General features: G+C 59.2%; 13 protein-coding genes and 3 tRNA genes. 2 read left to right on the top strand and 14 right to left on the bottom strand.

The window, feature by feature from the left end; genetic code table 11:
• Positions 1–112: 112 nt before the first annotated feature.
• From lon to ACIPOO_RS20755, 7 genes are all read right to left on the bottom strand, one after another.
• Positions 113–2,509 (bottom strand): endopeptidase La, encoded by a 2,397-nt coding sequence (gene lon / locus ACIPOO_RS20785; RefSeq protein WP_274135004.1) that lies wholly within the window; start codon positions 2,507–2,509, stop codon positions 113–115.
• A 183-nt stretch (positions 2,510–2,692) separates the two neighbouring features.
• Positions 2,693–3,976, bottom strand: coding sequence for an ATP-dependent Clp protease ATP-binding subunit ClpX (gene clpX / locus ACIPOO_RS20780; protein WP_081568662.1), 1,284 nt, complete (start codon positions 3,974–3,976; stop codon positions 2,693–2,695).
• Between the two features lie 116 nt (positions 3,977–4,092).
• On the bottom strand, positions 4,093–4,734 hold the full coding sequence (clpP, locus tag ACIPOO_RS20775) for an ATP-dependent Clp endopeptidase proteolytic subunit ClpP (RefSeq protein ID WP_274135006.1): 642 nt from the start codon (positions 4,732–4,734) through the stop codon (positions 4,093–4,095).
• 90 nt (positions 4,735–4,824) lie between these two features.
• Entirely contained in the window at positions 4,825–6,135 is a 1,311-nt protein-coding gene (gene tig / locus ACIPOO_RS20770) for a trigger factor (protein WP_400609487.1), read from the bottom strand.
• A 376-nt stretch (positions 6,136–6,511) separates the two neighbouring features.
• A tRNA-Leu gene (locus ACIPOO_RS20765) sits at positions 6,512–6,596 on the bottom strand.
• Between the two features lie 57 nt (positions 6,597–6,653).
• A tRNA-His gene (locus ACIPOO_RS20760) sits at positions 6,654–6,729 on the bottom strand.
• 40 nt (positions 6,730–6,769) lie between these two features.
• Positions 6,770–6,846: transfer RNA gene (locus ACIPOO_RS20755), tRNA-Arg, on the bottom strand.
• Between the two features lie 309 nt (positions 6,847–7,155).
• Here ACIPOO_RS20755 and folD point away from each other — a divergent pair.
• A complete protein-coding gene (folD, locus tag ACIPOO_RS20750; RefSeq protein ID WP_274135010.1) occupies positions 7,156–8,010 on the top strand; it encodes a bifunctional methylenetetrahydrofolate dehydrogenase/methenyltetrahydrofolate cyclohydrolase FolD in 855 nt (284 codons plus the stop codon).
• 362 nt (positions 8,011–8,372) lie between these two features.
• Here folD and ACIPOO_RS20745 read toward each other — a convergent pair whose 3' ends face one another.
• From ACIPOO_RS20745 to ACIPOO_RS20720, 6 genes are all read right to left on the bottom strand, one after another.
• Complete coding sequence (locus tag ACIPOO_RS20745; protein WP_274135012.1) at positions 8,373–10,178, bottom strand: ABC transporter substrate-binding protein; 1,806 nt, start codon at positions 10,176–10,178, stop codon at positions 8,373–8,375.
• 156 nt (positions 10,179–10,334) lie between these two features.
• Complete coding sequence (locus ACIPOO_RS20740; RefSeq protein WP_274135013.1) at positions 10,335–10,607, bottom strand: DUF2160 domain-containing protein; 273 nt, start codon at positions 10,605–10,607, stop codon at positions 10,335–10,337.
• Positions 10,608–10,619: 12 nt separating this feature from the next.
• Entirely contained in the window at positions 10,620–11,420 is an 801-nt protein-coding gene (locus ACIPOO_RS20735; RefSeq protein WP_274135015.1) for a carbohydrate ABC transporter permease, read from the bottom strand.
• 10 nt (positions 11,421–11,430) lie between these two features.
• A complete protein-coding gene (locus ACIPOO_RS20730; RefSeq protein ID WP_400609483.1) occupies positions 11,431–12,297 on the bottom strand; it encodes a carbohydrate ABC transporter permease in 867 nt (288 codons plus the stop codon).
• Entirely contained in the window at positions 12,290–13,417 is a 1,128-nt protein-coding gene (locus ACIPOO_RS20725; protein WP_274135017.1) for an ABC transporter ATP-binding protein, read from the bottom strand. The genes ACIPOO_RS20730 and ACIPOO_RS20725 overlap by 8 nt, the downstream gene beginning before the upstream one ends.
• The gene (locus ACIPOO_RS20720; protein ID WP_400609481.1) at positions 13,417–14,511 is read right to left on the bottom strand and encodes an ABC transporter ATP-binding protein; all 1,095 of its coding nucleotides are present in this window, start codon (positions 14,509–14,511) and stop codon (positions 13,417–13,419) included. The genes ACIPOO_RS20725 and ACIPOO_RS20720 overlap by 1 nt, the downstream gene beginning before the upstream one ends.
• A 326-nt stretch (positions 14,512–14,837) precedes the next feature.
• Between ACIPOO_RS20720 and ACIPOO_RS20715 the strand changes: the two genes are divergently transcribed.
• Positions 14,838–16,703 carry a sigma-54-dependent Fis family transcriptional regulator gene (locus tag ACIPOO_RS20715; RefSeq protein WP_400609479.1) on the top strand — a complete coding sequence of 622 codons (1,866 nt, stop codon included), beginning with the start codon at positions 14,838–14,840 and terminating at the stop codon, positions 16,701–16,703.
• 209 nt (positions 16,704–16,912) lie between these two features.
• Here ACIPOO_RS20715 and cysS read toward each other — a convergent pair whose 3' ends face one another.
• Positions 16,913–18,295 (bottom strand): cysteine--tRNA ligase, encoded by a 1,383-nt coding sequence (gene cysS, locus ACIPOO_RS20710; RefSeq protein WP_400609477.1) that lies wholly within the window; start codon positions 18,293–18,295, stop codon positions 16,913–16,915.
• Positions 18,296–18,301: the final 6 nt, after the last annotated feature.

Raw genomic sequence — 18,301 nt, 5'->3', positions numbered from 1 at the left:
TTTTTGATGTCACTAAACGAACGCTGTGTGGCCCCGCTGCATTGACTGCATGGGCTTCAAAGAGCCGCTTTATAACAAGGGCTCTAAAAAGCTGTCAAGGAAGCCCCCCAGACTAATGCGTGCTAATTCTTTCCTTAGAGTCAGACTCGCGTTTTTCATCCTTTGCAACCATCTCCGGAGCCACATCCGGCAAGGGCTCCGGCGCGTATTGCAGCGCAATTTGCAGGACTTCGTCAATCCATTTAACAGGTTTGATTTGCAGGTCGGCCTTGATATTGTCGGGGATTTCCTTCAGATCACGTACGTTTTCTTCCGGAATGATCACCGTTTTAATTCCGCCGCGGTGAGCCGCCAGCAGTTTTTCCTTCAAACCGCCGATCGCCAGAACTTGCCCGCGCAGGGTAATTTCGCCGGTCATTGCCACATCGGCGCGTACCGGGATCTGTGTCAGCGCCGATACCAGCGCCGTGCACATGCCTACGCCCGCGCTGGGGCCGTCTTTGGGCGTTGCCCCTTCCGGCATATGGATGTGGGTGTCGCGCTTCTCGTGGAAGTCCAGGGGAATGCCCAGGCTCTTGGCGCGGCTGCGCACCACGGTCAACGCGGCGGTGATGGATTCGACCATCACGTCACCCAGGGAACCGGTCTTGATCAACTGGCCCTTGCCCGGTACCACGGCGGCTTCGATGGTCAGCAATTCGCCACCCACCTGAGTCCACGCAAGGCCCGTCACCTGACCGATCTGGTCCTGCTGTTCGGCCAGGCCGTAGCGGAATTTGCGCACGCCCAGGAAATTTTCCAGCATCGCGGCCGTGACCACGACGGTGAAACGCTTCTCGCCGGCGTGCTCCTTGACCGCCTTGCGGCAGACCTTGGCAATCTGACGCTCCAGGCTACGCACACCCGCTTCACGCGTGTAGTACCGGATAATGTCGCGTATGGCCTCTTCTTCGAACTCGATTTCACCTTTCTTCAGGCCGTTGGCAGCGATCTGCTTGGGCGAGAGGTACTTGGTGGCGATGTTGATCTTCTCGTCCTCGGTGTAGCCCGGCAGACGGATCACTTCCATACGGTCCAGCAGGGCCGCCGGAATGTTCATCGAGTTGGCGGTGCAGAGGAACATCACATCGGACAGGTCGTAGTCGACTTCCAGATAGTGATCATTGAAGTTGTGGTTCTGCTCGGGGTCGAGCACCTCAAGCAGTGCCGAGGCCGGATCGCCGCGCATGTCGCTGCCCATCTTGTCGATTTCATCGAGCAGGAACAGCGGGTTGCGTACGCCCACCTTGGTCATCTTCTGGATCAGGCGACCTGGCATCGAACCGATGTAGGTGCGACGGTGACCACGGATTTCAGCCTCGTCACGCACGCCGCCCAGGGCCATGCGTACGAATTTGCGGTTGGTGGCGTGGGCAATCGACTCGGCCAGCGAGGTTTTACCCACACCAGGAGGACCGACCAGGCACAGCACAGGGCCACGAATCTTCTTCACGCGCTTCTGCACGGCGAGGTATTCGAGGATCCGCTCTTTGACTTCTTCCAGACCGTAGTGGTCGGCATCGAGGATGTCTTCGGCGCGCGCCAGATCCAGACGCACCTTGCTCTGGGCCTTCCACGGCACCTGGACCAGCCAGTCGATGTACGAGCGCACCACGGTTGCCTCGGCAGACATTGGCGACATCTGCTTGAGCTTGTTCAGCTCGGCAGTGGCCTTGGTCATGGCGTCCTTAGGCAGGCCAGCGGCATCGATGCGCTTTTTCAGCTCTTCGATTTCGTTATGGCCTTCGTCGCTGTCGCCGAGTTCTTTCTGAATGGCCTTCATCTGCTCATTCAGGTAGTACTCGCGCTGGCTGCGCTCCATTTGTTTCTTCACGCGACCACGGATGCGCTTCTCCACCTGCAGCAGGTCGATTTCGGCATCCAGCAGCGCCAGTACGTGCTCGACACGGGCTGGCAGATCGATGATCTCGAGGATTTCCTGCTTCTGCTCGATCTTCAGCGCCATGTGCGCGGCCATGGTGTCGACCAGGCGCCCAGGCTCATCGATGCTGTTCAGCGAGGACAGGACTTCAGCCGGGACCTTCTTGCCCAGCTGTACATATTGTTCGAACTGCGCCAGCAGGCTGCGCACGAACACTTCGGATTCGCGGTCAGGGGCATCGGCTTCGTCGATCAGCGCGACTTCGGCACGGCAGTGACCGTCCACTTCCATGAAGCGCTCGACGGAACCACGCTGCTCGCCTTCGACCAGCACCTTGACGGTGCCATCCGGCAGTTTCAGCAGCTGCAATACGGTTGCAACGGTACCCACGCTATAAAGAGCGTCCTCACCGGGATCATCGTCTGCGGGGTTTCTTTGCGCCAGAAGCAGGATCTGCTTGTCGCCGGTCATCGCGGCCTCAAGGGCCTCGATGGACTTCTCGCGCCCCACGAACAGTGGGATAACCATATGCGGATACACCACGACATCACGCAATGGCAAAAGAGGCAATTCAATGGTCGTCTTCATGATTTCGCCTCTACGGCGGCCATAAGGCCATGGACAGATAGAAATAAGCTGAAAACCAAGATGGGGGCACTGCCCCAAAAAAACAAGCTTCGCTTTTAGTTAATGAGAAAGAGAGGCCCAAATGCATAAAGGGGCCCGAGGGCCCCTTTTCTGTTCCAGTCGCCCGGTGCGCAGCCCAGAGGGTTACGCGTCGGGAGCCGCCTTGGCAGGTGGCTCGCTGTTTTCGTAGATCAACAGCGGCTTGGAAGTCCCTTCGATCACGCTTTCGTCGATCACCACTTTGCTCACGTCGGTCTGCGACGGGATTTCATACATGGTGTCGAGCAACACGCCCTCGAGGATGGAACGCAGGCCACGGGCACCGGTCTTGCGCTCCAGCGCGCGACGGGCAACAGATTTCAGCGCATCGGTGCGGAACTCAAGGTCCACGCCTTCCATTTCGAACAACTTGGCGTACTGCTTGGTCAGCGCGTTCTTCGGCTCGGTCAGAATCTGCATCAGCGCAGCTTCGTCCAGCTCGTCGAGCGTTGCCAGTACTGGCAGACGGCCCACGAATTCCGGGATCAGACCGAACTTGACCAGATCGTCAGGCTCGACTTCACGCAGGGATTCGCCAACCTTCTTGCCCTCTTCCTTGCTGCGCACTTCGGCGTTGAAACCGATGCCGCCTTTGGTGGAGCGGTTCTGGATGACCTTTTCAAGGCCCGAGAACGCACCGCCGCAGATGAACAGGATGTTGCGCGTGTCCACTTGCAGAAATTCCTGCTGTGGGTGCTTGCGACCGCCCTGGGGCGGAACCGAAGCCACGGTACCCTCGATCAGTTTCAGCAAGGCCTGTTGCACGCCTTCGCCGGACACGTCGCGGGTAATCGAAGGGTTGTCGGATTTGCGCGAAATCTTGTCGATTTCGTCGATGTAGACAATACCCATCTGGGCCTTCTCGACATCGTAATCGCATTTCTGCAACAGCTTCTGGATGATGTTTTCCACGTCCTCACCCACATAACCGGCTTCGGTCAGGGTGGTGGCGTCGGCGATGGTGAACGGTACGTTGAGCAAACGTGCCAGCGTTTCCGCGAGCAGGGTCTTGCCCGAGCCGGTAGGCCCGATCAGGAGGATGTTGCTCTTGCCCAGTTCAACGTCGTCATTTTTCTTGTCGCGCTGGTTCAGGCGCTTGTAGTGGTTGTACACCGCTACTGCGAGAACCTTCTTGGCACGCTCCTGACCGATGACGTACTGGTCAAGGATGCCGCTGATTTCTTTAGGCGATGGCAATTTATGCGCGCTGCTTTCTGCCTGTGCTTCCTGCACCTCCTCGCGGATGATGTCATTGCACAGGTCGACGCACTCGTCACAGATAAATACCGAGGGGCCGGCAATCAATTTGCGCACTTCATGCTGGCTTTTGCCGCAGAAGGAGCAATAAAGCAGTTTGCCGTTGTCCTCGCCGTTGCGGGTGTCAGTCATTCGATCGATCCAATCCGGTAGGCTTGCAACACAAGATGAAGGCAATTGCGGGCTTTTTCAAGTCCGCAGGTGGCACGCACGTGCACGCCACCCGGGATTTACTGCCTATCAAGCAATCATTTGATCATTTGACGCTTGTCGAGCACCGAGTCCACCAGACCGTATTCAGCAGCGCGCTCGGCGCTCATGAAATTGTCGCGGTTGGTGTCACGCTCGATGGCTTCAAGCGATTGACCGGTGTGGTGCGCCAGCAGTTCGTTCAGGCGCTGGCGAATGTACAGAATTTCCTTGGCATGAATGTCGATGTCCGACGCCTGGCCCTGGAAACCGCCCAGTGGCTGGTGAATCATCACGCGGGAATTGGGCAGGGCAAAACGCTTGCCCTTCGCACCACCTGCCAGCAGGAACGCGCCCATGCTGCAGGCCTGCCCCATGACGGTGGTCGACACGTCGGGCTTGATGAACTGCATGGTGTCGTAGATCGCCATGCCAGCGGTCACCGAACCACCTGGGGAGTTGATGTAGAGATGGATATCCTTGTCCGGGTTCTCGGCTTCCAGGAACAGCAATTGCGCCGAGATCAGGTTGGCCATGTAGTCTTCAACCGGACCTACCAGGAAGATCACGCGTTCCTTGAGCAGGCGGGAGTAGATGTCATAGGCGCGTTCGCCACGGGCGGACTGCTCGATAACCATCGGGACCAGGCCGCCAGCGGCCTGGATGTCAGAGTTCTGCTGAATATAAGAATTGCGGGACATGTCTCGCATTCACTCCCAAATAGTCATGTCTTGAATACGCATAAGCCAGCACGAAGGCTGGCTTATGGTGTTTTCGAACGAGAGAGGAAATCAGTCGGCTTTTGGAGCTTCTACCGGCTTGACTGCTTCTTCGTACGAGACCGCTTTGTCGGTCACGCTCGCTTTCTGCAAAACAGTATCCACAACTTGCTCTTCCAGCACAACCGAACGCACTTCGTTCATCTGCTGTTCGTTTTTGTAGTACCAGGCCACGACCTGCTCAGGCTCCTGGTAGGCGGAAGCCATTTCCTGGATCAGTTCGCGAACGCGAGCTTCGTCAGGCTTGAGGTCGAACTGCTTGACCACTTCAGCAACGATCAGGCCCAGCTCGACGCGACGCTTGGCTTGTTCTTCGAACAGCTCGGCCGGCAGTTGGTCAGGCTTGATGTTGCCACCGAACTGTTGAACGGCCTGAACGCGCAGACGGTTCACTTCGTTTTCCAGCAGGGCTTTTGGCACTTCGATCGGGTTGGCAGCCAGCAGGCCGTCCATTACCTGGTTCTTGACCTTGGACTTGATGGCCTGACGCAGCTCGCGCTCCATGTTCTTGCGAACTTCGGTGCGGAAACCTTCCAGGGTCGCTTCCTTGATGCCGAACTGGTTGAAGAACGCTTCGTTCAGCTCAGGCAGGGTCGGTGCCGACACGGTGTTGACGGTGACGGTGAACTCGGCGGTCTTGCCAGCCAGTTCCAGGTTCTGATAGTCCTCTGGGAAGGTCAGGTTCAGAACGCGCTCTTCACCAGCCTTGGCGCCAACCAGGCCGTCTTCGAAGCCAGGGATCATGCGGCCCGAGCCCAGTACCAGCTGAGTGCCAGTAGCCGAGCCGCCAGCGAAGGCTTCGCCGTCGATCTTGCCGACGAAGTCGATGTTCAGCTGGTCTTCATTTGCAGCAGCGCGGTCGGCGGCTTCGAAACGAACGTTCTGCTTGCGCAGGATTTCCAGCATGTTGTCCAGGTCCGAGTCGGCGACGTCAGCGGACAGGCGCTCGACGGAAATGGACTCGAAACCGGCAACGGAGAATTCAGGGAACACTTCGAAAGTAGCGACGTACTCGAGGTCCTTGCCTTTCTCGATGGTTTTTGGCTCGACGGAAGGTGCGCCAGCCGGGTTCAGCTTCTGCTCGACTACGGCTTCGTAGAAGGAAGACTGGATGACATCGCCTACCGCTTCCTGACGAGCGTCAGCTTCGTAACGCTGACGGATCACGCTCATTGGCACTTTGCCTGGGCGGAAGCCTGGGATCTTGGCCTTCTGGGCAGTCTGCTGCAGACGCTTGTTGACCTGGCTTTCGATACGCTCAGCCGGCACGGTGATGCTCATGCGGCGCTCGAGAGCAGTAGTGTTTTCAACAGAAACTTGCATGGATATTCCTCGTTGCACAGACGTTAGCCGGCCGTTGTCCGACCCTAGAATCAAGGGCAAGCATTCTAGTGGGTCAAACTCAAGAAGTCACCCTACTCAAAGAGGGTAAACACAGGGCAATGCTGCCAGGAACGAATGGACGAAGACTTGCAGCGTCGCAAGCGGTCTGGAACGCACCTTGCGCGCCCTCTATATAAAGGAAGCGAGGCACGACCGAATATCGATCCAGTCCCTGGAAACACTGTGCAGACGCCCGCCGCCGACCGGGATAGCGGCGGGAATCGGCATGAAACCAATACGCTGAAACAAAAAAAGCCGCACTAAGGCGGCTTTTCGAGCCTCGGGAAGGCATTTGGCTCTTCTCAAGGTTTGTAGCTGGTGCGGACGAAGAGACTCGAACTCTTACGCCTCGCGGCGCTGGAACCTAAATCCAGTGTGTCTACCAATTCCACCACGTCCGCGTTTTGAAGCGCTTAAAGCAAAGGCGCCAGATTATGCATCTGGCGCCTTTTCGAATATGGGGTGGACGATGGGGATCGAACCCACGACAACAGGAGTCACAATCCTGTGCTCTACCAACTGAGCTACGCCCACCATATTGCGTTGTAACCTACTTGTGCCAAAGCTGCCTGATTGGCGCACCCGGCAGGACTCGAACCTGCGACCATCCGCTTAGAAGGCGGATGCTCTATCCAGCTGAGCTACGGGCGCTTGGTTTATTTGTACTCTTTCGACTACAAATAAAGAGTCTTCAATCACGCTGAGCAGATCTGAACTCTACCTGACTTAATCAACCTTTCGACCTGACTCACCGCTAGCGGCTTGTCCTGTGTGGGGTTGTGCCCGACAAGTGCGACGAATCTTATAGACGACCCTGAAGGTCGTCAACACTTTTTTGAAAAAAATTCAGTTAATTAAAGGGCTTAGCTTATTAAGCAGACCAACCGCCTTTGCCCATGCGTCAGGTCATGCGAGAATGCGCGCTCTTTTTCCCTCCCTTCCGATGGTTAATCACGCGTAATGACTGCAAAACTAATAGACGGTAAAGCGATCGCAGCCAACCTGCGCCAGCAGATCGCCCAACGAGTCGCCGAGCGTCGCGAACAAGGGCTGCGCACGCCCGGGCTTGCGGTGATTCTGGTCGGCAGCGACCCCGCCTCTCAGGTTTACGTCTCGCACAAACGCAAAGACTGCGAAGAGGTCGGCTTCATTTCGCAAGCCTACGACCTGCCCAGCGAAACCACCCAGACAGAACTGACCGATCTGATTGACCGGCTGAACGACGATCCGGCCATCGACGGCATCCTGCTGCAACTGCCGCTGCCCGAGCACCTGGACTCCTCGCCACTGCTGGAGCGCATTCGTCCGGACAAGGACGTCGACGGTTTCCACCCTTATAACGTCGGCCGCCTGGCCCAGCGCATTCCGCTGCTGCGTCCCTGCACCCCGAAAGGCATAATGACCCTGCTGGAAAGCACCGGCGTCGATCTGTATGGCAAGGATGCGGTGGTGGTGGGTGCGTCCAACATCGTCGGTCGTCCAATGGCCATGGAGTTGCTGCTGGCCGGTTGCACCGTGACCGTGACCCATCGCTTCACCCAGGATCTGGCCGGCCACGTCGGCCGTGCGGACCTGGTGGTGGTCGCCGCCGGCAAGCCTGGACTGGTCAAGGGCGAGTGGATCAAGGAAGGCGCCATCGTCATCGACGTGGGCATCAACCGCCAGGACGACGGCAAGCTGGTAGGCGACGTGGTCTACGAGACCGCCCTGCCCCGCGCCGGCTGGATCACGCCGGTTCCGGGTGGCGTCGGCCCGATGACCCGTGCGTGCCTGCTGGAGAACACCTTGTATGCGGCGGAAACGCTGCACGGTTGATCGAACCGGCACGGCAATGAAAAACGGCACCTTCGGGTGCCGTTTTTTTTGAGTCGTAACTCGCCCCTGTAGGAGTGAGCTTGCTCGCGATTGCGGGTGATCAGTCACCCCAATGCCGACTGACACGACGCCGTCGCGGGCAAGCGCGCTCCTACAACGATTTGTCCCAGCCGAATGATCTGCGGCGTACTTATCCTACGTAGGAGCGCGCTTGCCCGCGATTGCGGTGGGTCAGCCAAACGTGATTCAGGATATGCCACCGCGATCGCGAGCAAGCTCACTCCTACAGGGCCTGAGTGGCACGTGGTATCGGCGCATAAAAAAACGGCACCCGAAGGTGCCGTTTTTTATGCCATCACAGGTTACTTCTTCGCAGCTTCCCAGCTTTTCAGCAGGTCCGCGTAGGCGATGGTTTCGCCCTTCGGTTTCTCGTTGGCCAGTTTGCGTTGTGGTGCCAGGAAGGCGCCGTTGCTCTTCTCGGCCTTGGTGTACCACTCTTCAGCCGAGGTTTCCGGGTTCATCTTCGGTGCGCAACCGCTGGCATCCTGAACCTTGGAGCGCTCGATCCGGGTCATGATCGCGTCCTGATCCTTGGCCAGGCCGTCCAGCGCCGCTTGCGCGGATTTCTCGCCGGTGACCGCCTCAGCCACGTGGCTCCACCACAGCTGCGCCAGTTTCGGGTAGTCCGGAACGTTGGTGCCAGTCGGCGACCACTGCACGCGGGCCGGGCTGCGATAGAACTCCACCAGGCCACCGAGCTTCGGCGCCAGGGCGGTCATTTCCTTGGAGTTGATGTCCGACTCGCGAATCGGCGTCAGGCCGACGATGGTTTTTTTCAGCGATACCGACTTGGACGTCACGAACTGAGCATAGAGCCAGGCCGCCAGACGTTTTTTCTCGTCGGAAGACTTGAGGAAGGTCCACGAACCCACGTCCTGGTAGCCCAGCTTCATGCCTTCTTTCCAGTACGGCCCTTTCGGCGACGGCGCCATCCGCCATTTGGGCGTGCCATCGGCGTTCATCACCGGCAGGCCAGGCTTGGTCATGTCAGCGGTGAATGCGGTGTACCAGAAAATCTGTTGCGCAACGTTACCCTGCGAAGGCACCGGACCGGACTCGGAGAAGGTCATGCCCGCCGCCTCTGGTGGCGCGTAGGCTTTCAGCCAGTCGATGTATTTCTGAGTCGCGTAAACGGCAGCCGGGCCGTTGGTGTCGCCACCACGGGTGATGCTGGAGCCGACCGGATGGCAGGCTTCAACGCGAATACCCCACTCGTCCACTGGCAAGCCGTTGGGCAGGCCCTTGTCGCCGCTACCGGCCATGGAGAACCAGGCGTCGGTGAAGCGCCAGCCCAGTGACGGGTCTTTCTTGCCGTAGTCCATGTGGCCATAGACTTTCTTGCCGTCGATTTCCTTGACGTCTTCGCTGAAGAACTTGGCGATGTCTTCATAGGCCGACCAGTTCACCGGAACGCCCAGCTCGTAGCCGTACTTGGCCTTGAACTTCTCTTTGAGGTCAGCGCGTTCGAACCAGTCGGCGCGGAACCAGTACAGGTTGGCGAACTGCTGGTCAGGCAGCTGGTACAGCTTGGCCGGGGTGATGACCTTGCCCGATGCGTCCTTCACCTCAGGCGAGGTGGTGAAGGAGGTGCCGATGAAGTCCTTGATATCCAATGTAGGAGAAGTGACTTTCGCGCCTTCCGGGCTTGCCATCAGGTCTGTCAGAGACAGCGCCTTGCCGTAGCGGAAATGGGTACCGATAAGGTCGGAGTCGTTGACCCAGCCGTCGTAGATGCTCTTGTCCGACTGCATTGCGGTTTGCAGCTTCTCGATGACGTCACCTTCCTGCAGCAGGTCGTGGGTCACTTTGATGCCGGTGATTTCGGTGAAGGCCTTGGCCAGGGTTTTCGACTCGTATTCGTGGGTGGTCAAGGTTTCGGAAACCACCTTGATGTCCATGCCACGGAACGGCTCGGCGGCCTTGATGAACCACTCCAGTTCCTTGAGCTGGTCAGCGTCGGACAGGGTCGTCGGCTTGAACTCGCTGGCCGCCCACTTCTTGGCCGCGTCTTCGTACTGATCCGCCCAGGCCGACACGCTCAAGCCGCTGAGCATTACCATCGTCGCTACCGTCACACTATGTCGCAGCTTGTTTTTCTTATTGAACATAGACACCTCCAGTGTTGATTCTTATGTATTCCCGCTTTGCCTTTGCGTTGTAGGAGCGCGCTTGCCCGCGAATGCGATCTGCCTGCGAACAATATGTCGACTGACACACCGCATTCGCGGGCAAGCGCGCTCCTACAAGTGTTCATTCATTTCCTTTCAACCCCAACGCATCACCACCAACAGCCAGACCAGGGACAGCCCCGAGGCGACCCAGATGCTCCAGTCGGTCGCGCCAATGACCAGCAGATGCAGGTAGGCGCTGCCGAGAAGACCGATGAACAGCCGGTCGCCACGGGTGGTGGCAATCGGCAGGAAACCGCGACGTTCGATGCTCGCCGAGCGCAGCTCCCAGACGGTCATCGCCACCAGGATGGCAGCGATGGAACCGAAGAAGATTGCGGTCGGCAGTGTCCAGGACATCCACTCCATTTTTTCGACTCCTCAGACACGACCAAGGGCAAAACCCTTGACCACGTGATTGCGAACGAACCAGATCACCAGCATGCCCGGCAGGATGGTCAACACCCCCGCTGCCGCCAGCACGCCCCAGTCGATCCCCGATGCCGACACCGTGCGGGTCATCACCGCCGCAATCGGCTTGGCGTTGACCGACGTCAGGGTCCGCGCCAGCAACAGTTCGACCCACGAGAACATGAAGCAGAAAAACGCCGTCACACCGATTCCCGAGCCAATCAGCGGGATGAAAATCTTCCCGAAGAACTTGGGAAAGCTATACCCGTCGATGTAGGCCGTTTCGTCGATCTCCTTCGGAACACCGGACATGAAGCCTTCCAGAATCCACACCGCCAATGGCACGTTGAACAGGCAGTGCGCCAACGCGACGGCAATGTGGGTGTCGAACAGGCCGATGGACGAATACAACTGGAAAAACGGCAGCAGGAACACCGCAGGCGGCGCCATGCGGTTGGTCAGCAACCAGAAGAACAGGTGCTTGTCACCGAGGAAACGATAGCGTGAAAACGCATAAGCGGCAGGCAGCGCCACACTCAGCGATATCAGGGTATTCAGGCAAACGTAGTACAGCGAGTTGATGTAGCCGCTGTACCAGCTCTCGTCGGTGAAGATCACCTTGTAGTTCGCGAGAGTGAAGTCCTGCGGAAACAGCGTCAGACCGCCGAGGATTTCGGTGTTGGTCTTGAAGGACATGTTCACCAGCCAGTAGATCGGCACCAGCAGGAACAGCAGGTAGATCCACAACGGCACGACTTTACGAAGATTCATGGGCCGCTCCTCAGTCTTTTTCGCCGTGGGTCATGGCGGTGTAGAACACCCACGACACCAACAGAATGATCAGGAAGTACACCAGCGAGAATGCCGCCGCCGGGCCCAGGTCGAATTGCCCCAGGGCCATGGTGGTCAGGGTCTGGCTGAGGAAAGTCGTGGAGTTGCCCGGCCCGCCACCGGTGAGCACGAACGGCTCGGTGTAGATCATGAAGCTGTCCATGAAGCGCAGCATGACGGCGATCAGCAGCACGCTCTTCATCTTCGGCAACTGGATGTGTCGGAAAACCGCCCAGTTGGAGGCCCGATCAATACGCGCCGCCTGGTAGTACACATCCGGAATGGCACGCAGGCCCGAGTAGCACAGCAGCGCCACCAGTGAGGTCCAGTGCCAGACGTCGATGATCAGCACCGTCACCCAGGCATCCGAGGCATTGGCCGCGTAGTTGTAGCTGATGTGCAGCACGTTGTTGAGAAACCAGCCCAGCAGGCCGATGTCGCCACGGCCGAAGATCTGCCAGATGGTGCCGACCACGTTGAAGGGGATCAGCAGCGGAATGGTCATCACGATCAGGCACACCGAGGACCAGCGGCCCCTGGTCGGCATGGTCAGGGCGATGGCGATGCCCAGCGGGATCTCGATCAGCAGCACGCACGCCGAATAGATGAACTGACGCAGCAGCGAGTCGTGCAGACGCGGGTCCTGCAGCACCTGCTTGAACCAGTCAGCGCCGACGAAGTAGCGGCTGGACTGATCGAAAATGTCCTGCACCGAATAGTTGACCACGGTCATCATCGGGATGATGGCGCTGAACGCCACCAGCAGGAACACCGGCAGCACCAGCCACCAGGCCTTGTTGTTCTGCACCTTACTCATGGGGCACCTCGCTGGCCGGCACGTGCTCGGCGGCTTCCAGCAGAAATTCATCGGCGTAGAGCATCAGCCACTGGGCCGGGAAGCTGATCCAGGCCTGGCCTTGCGGCACCGGCTTGTCTTCCTGCAGGCGGACTTTCAATGACTGGCCAGCCAGGTTCAGGGTAAGAATCTTGTAGGTGCCCAGGTCCTCGACGTAGGTCACGTCGGCGCACATGGCATCGTCGAACGGACCGTCCCAGACGTGCACGAACTCGGGCCGGATGCCGACTTTCAGCGTGGTCCATCTGGTTTCAGCCAGACGTTGCTGCAAGGCTTGCGACAGCGGCAGGTGAATGCCGCCGAAGCCCACACCGCCTGCCTCGGGCTTGACCTCGATCAGGTTCATCCCCGGACTGCCGATGAAGTAGCCGACAAAAGTGTGATGGGGTTTTTCGAACAGCTCGCGCGGGGTGCCGAACTGCACGATCTGGCCGCCGTACATCACCGCGATCTTGTCGGCGAAGGTCGAAGCCTCCAGTTGATCGTGGGTGACGTAGACCATGGTGATATTGAATTGCTCGTGGATCTGCTTGAGCTTGCGCCGCAGTTTCCACTTCAGGTGCGGGTCGATCACGGTCAGCGGCTCGTCGAACAGGATCGCCGACACATCGTCACGCACCAGCCCGCGGCCCATGGAGACCTTTTGTTTCTCGTCGGCGGTGAGGCCCTTGGCTTTCTTTTTCAGCAGCGGTTGCAGGTCCAGTACGTCGGCAATTTCCTGCACCTTGGCCTGAATCTTCGCTTCGGCCATGCCCTGATTTCGCAGGGGAAAAGCGAGGTTGTCGTACACCGTCATGGTGTCGTAGACCACCGGGAACTGGAACACCTGGGCGATGTTGCGCTGCTCCGGCGACATGTCGTTGACCACCGTGGTGTCGAACATCACCTTGCCTTCGGACGGGCTGAGCAGGCCGGAAATGATATTGAGCAGGGTCGACTTGCCGCAGCCGGACGGGCCGAGCAAGGCATAGGCCCCGCCCTGCTCCCAGATGTGGGTCATCTCGCGAATGGCATAGTCTTCAGGCCCTGCGGGGTTGGCGCTGTAGCTGTGCGCGAGTTGTTGCAAGCGGATCTCGGCCATCAGGCAACCCTCGCCATGCGCAGGCCCGGCGCCTGGATTAGGCCGCCCTGCTGATCGAATACGAACAGTTTGTGAGTGGGGATATACACGCGAATCGGCGTATCGACGTCGTATTCGTGGACGCCCGGCAGGTGCAGCACCAGCGAGAAATGCTCGTTGCGCACGTGCAGGAAGGTTTCCGAGCCGCTGATTTCCGCCAGCTCCACGGTCACCGCCAGTTCCAGATCGTCGTCATTGGACGGCACCAGGCTCAGGTGGCTGGGGCGAACGCCGAACTTGTACTCACCGTCGCCGATGTTGCGCAAATCGACGTTGAGCGGGAAATGCACGAAGTTGGCGAAGCTCACTTCATTGCCGTCGATGCGGCCCGGCATCAGGTTGATCGGCGGCTCGGAGAACAGCTCGGCGGCCAGCACGGTTTTCGGCTGGTGATAGACCTCGGGGGTCCTGCCGCTCTGGATCAGCCGGCCTTCGTGAAGAATCGTCGTGGTCCCGCCCAGGGCCAGTGCCTCGTTGGGCTCGGTGGTGGCGTAGACCGCGATGGTGTTGCGGGTCTCGAACAGCTGGCGCATTTCCTGGCGCAGCTCTTCACGCAATTTGTAGTCGAGGTTGACCAGCGGCTCGTCGAACAGGATCAGCTCGGCGTCCTTGACCAGCGCCCGGGCCATGGCCGTGCGCTGCTGCTGGCCGCCGGAGAGTTCGAGGGGGTAGCGGCTGAGGAATTTCTCGATACGCAGCATCTTCGCGGTTTCCCGCACACGGCTGTCGATTTCGTCTTTGGACATCTTGGCCTGGCGCAGCGGCGAGGCGATGTTGTCGAAAACGGTCATGCTCGGGTAGTTGATGAACTGCTGGTAAACCATGGAGACGTTGCGATGGCGCACCGCTACCTGGGTGACATCTTTGCCATTCATCAGTACTCGGCCGCTGTCTGGCTTGTCCAGACCGGCCATCAAGCGCATCAGGCTGGTCTTGCCTGATAAGGTGCGCCCCAGCAATACGTTGAATGAGCCGGGTTCAAAGCTAAGCGACGCATCAATGATCCAGTTCTGACCGTCGACGGCTCGGCTGACGTGCTCAAGCGTGAGAGACATGGCGTGCCCTTTTTATTTGTCTTGTTCGGGGTGTTGCAGTTGGTCGTAATGTTCAGCGACCGTTTGTTGGATAGCGACAATCGTGCCAACCGGCCTTCGCTTGCGAACCCTGCGCCACAACCCGCCAACTAGAGCGATCGAGACAAATTGGCGAGTCATAGCACATTCGTTGATGAACATAAGTGAACAGGAAAGACTGAACACCTGAACAAAATGAACATTGACTTTGAACACATCTGAACAACAATGGGTGAACGCTTCGAGCACGGATGCTTGGCCCCAGCCGTACCCCAAAAACAATAAAAGCAACAGGACGGAGCTCGACCATGGCCGCTACAGGCGCATCCACCGCTCACGACACCATCATTCGGGACTCCTGGGCCCGCTGCCGCGAATTCGGCCTGGATCATCAGTCCCGGCCGGCGTTCGACCGACTGCCTGAACAGCAGGTCTCCCAACTGCTGGCGCGCCACCACTCGCTGGTGCAGACCACCCACCAGCAGGTCCTGCCCTTCTACGAGAACATCCTGAGCAACTCCAACTGCCTGATACTGCTGGCCGATCAGCAAGGCCAGGTGCTCGATTCCTGGGGCACCAAGCGCTTCGTCGAACCCGATCAGCAACGTGGCTTCGTCGCCGGGGCCAGTTGGCTGGAGCAAGGGGTGGGCACCAATGCCATCGGCACGGCGCTGGCCTGCGAACAAGCTGTTCACATTGAGCACGATGAACACTTCCTGAAGGCCAACCGCTTCATGACCGGCTCGGCAGCGCCGATCTTCGATGCCTCACGGCGGATGATCGCGGTGCTCGATGTGTCCAGTGACAGCTTCCTGCCGCCGTCCCACACCTTGGGGATGGTCAAGATGATGAGCCAGACCATCGAGAACCGGCTGATCCTCGACCAGTTCCAGCACGGCTATTTCCAGTTGACCTTCAACACGGGCCTGAACAACCTCGACAGCCAGTGGGCCGGTTTACTCGTGTTTGACGAGAGCGGGCGCATCCTGTGTGCCAACCGCCGCGCCGACAATCTGTTGGGCGTGAGCCTGCTGCGAGCAAATATCGAGGACCTGTTCAAGGCGCCGATTGCCCATTTGCTCGACCAGCAGGAAGGCCAGCCCTTCGCGCTACAGGCCGCCGGGCATAACCGTTTCCACGGCCTGTTGCGGCGGCCGAAAGCGCCGGTGCTCAAGCTGCGCAGCGTGCCGACGCCTGCCAAGGCAGAGGTTGCGGACACCCAAGGTCTAGCCGCCCTGAGCTTCGGCGATGAGAAAGTGGCCAAGGCTGCGCGTCAGGCCCAGCGGCTGTTGGAGAAGAACGTCCCGCTGTTGATTCTTGGCGAGACCGGCGCCGGCAAGGAAGTGTTCGTCAAGACCCTGCACCAGGCCAGCTCCCGCGCCGACCAGCCGCTGATCGCGGTGAACTGTGCGGCGATCCCGTCGGAGCTGGTGGAAGCCGAATTGTTCGGCTACGAAAAGGGAGCGTTCACCGGCGCCCACCATAAAGGCAGCGTCGGCCTGATTCGCAAGGCCGACAAAGGCACGCTGTTCCTCGACGAAATCGGCGACATGCCGCTTGCAGTTCAGGCGCGTCTGCTGCGGGTGCTGCAAGAGCGTTGCGTGCAGCCATTGGGCAGCAGCGAGCAGTATCCGGTGGATATCCGGGTCATCTCCGCCACGCACTGCTCGTTGCGCGAACAGGTGCAGAGCGGGCTGTTTCGTCAGGATTTGTACTACCGCATCAGCGGCTTGAACCTGGAATTGCCACCGCTGCGCGAACGCACGGACAAGGCGCAGTTGGTGCGGGCGATCTGGGAGCAACACCGTGAACCGCAGCAGAACGCCGGCTTCGAGGCTGGGGTGCTGGCGTTGTTCGAGCGTCATCCATGGCCGGGGAACCTGAGGCAGTTGAGCAACGTGATTCAGGTGGCGCTGGCGCTGGCGGATGATTTGCCGATTGGCACCGAGCATCTGCCGGAGGACTTCTTTGCCGATCTGGAGCTTGCGGATCTGGAGATGGAAAGTGCGGGCAGCGAACCGGAGATGGCCTTCAATCGCAAGGCTGTTCTGGATACGCCGGAAGAGTTGAACGAACTGTTGCAGGCCGCCGGGGGGAATATTTCGCAGCTGGCCAAGAGGCTGGGGGTGAGTCGCAATACCTTGTACAAGCGGTTGCGCGAACAGGGTTTCTGATTGTGGATTTGTGTTGCCGGAGCCGACGCTGTCGCGGGCAAGCGCGCTCCTACAGCGGATCGGTGGCGGACGACGATCTCGCGTCGGCCATCAATCCTGTAGGAGCGCGCTTGCCCGCGATGGCGTCGGGCCTGCGATAAAGATGCGCCTGACACACCGCCGTCGCGGGCAAGCGCTCTCCTACAGCGATAGCGTCCAGGCGCTAGCGATCAATCCGCCAAACGCCAGGTCGTTGCGCCCTTGCTGTCTTCCAGCACCACGCCCATGGCGGTGAGCTGGTCGCGGATGCGGTCCGATTCGGCCCAGTTCTTGTCGGTGCGGGCCTGCAGACGCGCCGCGATCAGCGCTTCCACTTCTGCGGCATCCACACGACCTTCGGCACCAGCACGCAAGAAGTCATCGGCTTCGAGCTGCAACACACCCAGCACGCTGGCCAGTTGCTTCAAACGCGCCGCCAGCCCCGCCGCTGCATCGACATCGCTGTCACGCAGGCGGTTGATCTCACGGACCATCTCGAACAGCACCGCACAGGCTTCGGGCGTGCCGAAGTCATCGTCCATCGCCGCCGAGAAACGCTCGACATAAGCTTCGCCACCAACCGGCTCGGACAACGGCAGGCTCTTGAGTGCGTGGTAGAAACGCTCCAGCGCGCCCTTGGACTCTTTCAGGCTGTCTTCGGAATAGTTGATTGCGCTGCGGTAGTGGCTCGACACCAGCAGGTAACGCACCACTTCCGGATGGTACTTAGCCAGCACGTCGCGAATGGTGAAGAAGTTGTTCAAGGACTTGGACATCTTCTCGCCATTGATGCGAATCATGCCGCAATGCATCCAGGCATTGGCGTAGGTCTTGCCGGTGGCCGCCTCGCTCTGGGCGATTTCGTTTTCGTGGTGCGGGAATTCCAGGTCGGAACCGCCACCGTGAATGTCGAAAGTCTCGCCCAGGCAGCAGGTAGACATCACCGAGCACTCGATGTGCCAGCCCGGACGGCCAGCGCCCCACGGGGATTCCCAGCTCGGTTCGCCCGGTTTGACGCCTTTCCACAGTACGAAATCCAGCGGATCTTCTTTCGCTTCGTCGACCTCGATCCGCGCACCGATGCGCAAATCTTCGATCTTCTTGCGCGACAGCTTGCCGTAACCCATGAACCTGGCGACGCGGTAATACACGTCGCCATTGCCCGGCGCGTAGGCGAAGCCCTTGTCGATCAGGGTCTGGATCATGCTCAGCATGCCAGGGATGTGATCCGTGGCACGCGGCTCAAGGTCCGGCTTGAGGATGTTCAGGCGCGCTTCGTCCTCGTGCATCGCGTCGATCATGCGCGCGGTCAGGGCATCGAACGCTTCGCCGTTTTCACGGGCGCGATTGATGATCTTGTCGTCGATGTCGGTGATGTTGCGCACGTAGGTCAGGTCGTAGCCGCTGAAACGCAGCCAACGGGTGACCAGGTCGAAGGCCACCATGCTGCGGCCATGGCCCAGGTGGCAGTAGTCGTACACGGTCATGCCGCAGACGTACATGCGCACCTTGTTGCCATCCAGCGGCTTGAAGGTTTCTTTGCTCTTGGTGAGCGTGTTGTAGATAGAGAGCACGTTACT

The organism is Pseudomonas sp. NPDC090201 (assembly GCF_044746825.1).
Taxonomy (GTDB): Bacteria; Pseudomonadota; Gammaproteobacteria; order Pseudomonadales; family Pseudomonadaceae; genus Aquipseudomonas; species Aquipseudomonas putida_AD.
This window is presented reverse-complemented; position numbering and strand designations above follow the sequence as displayed.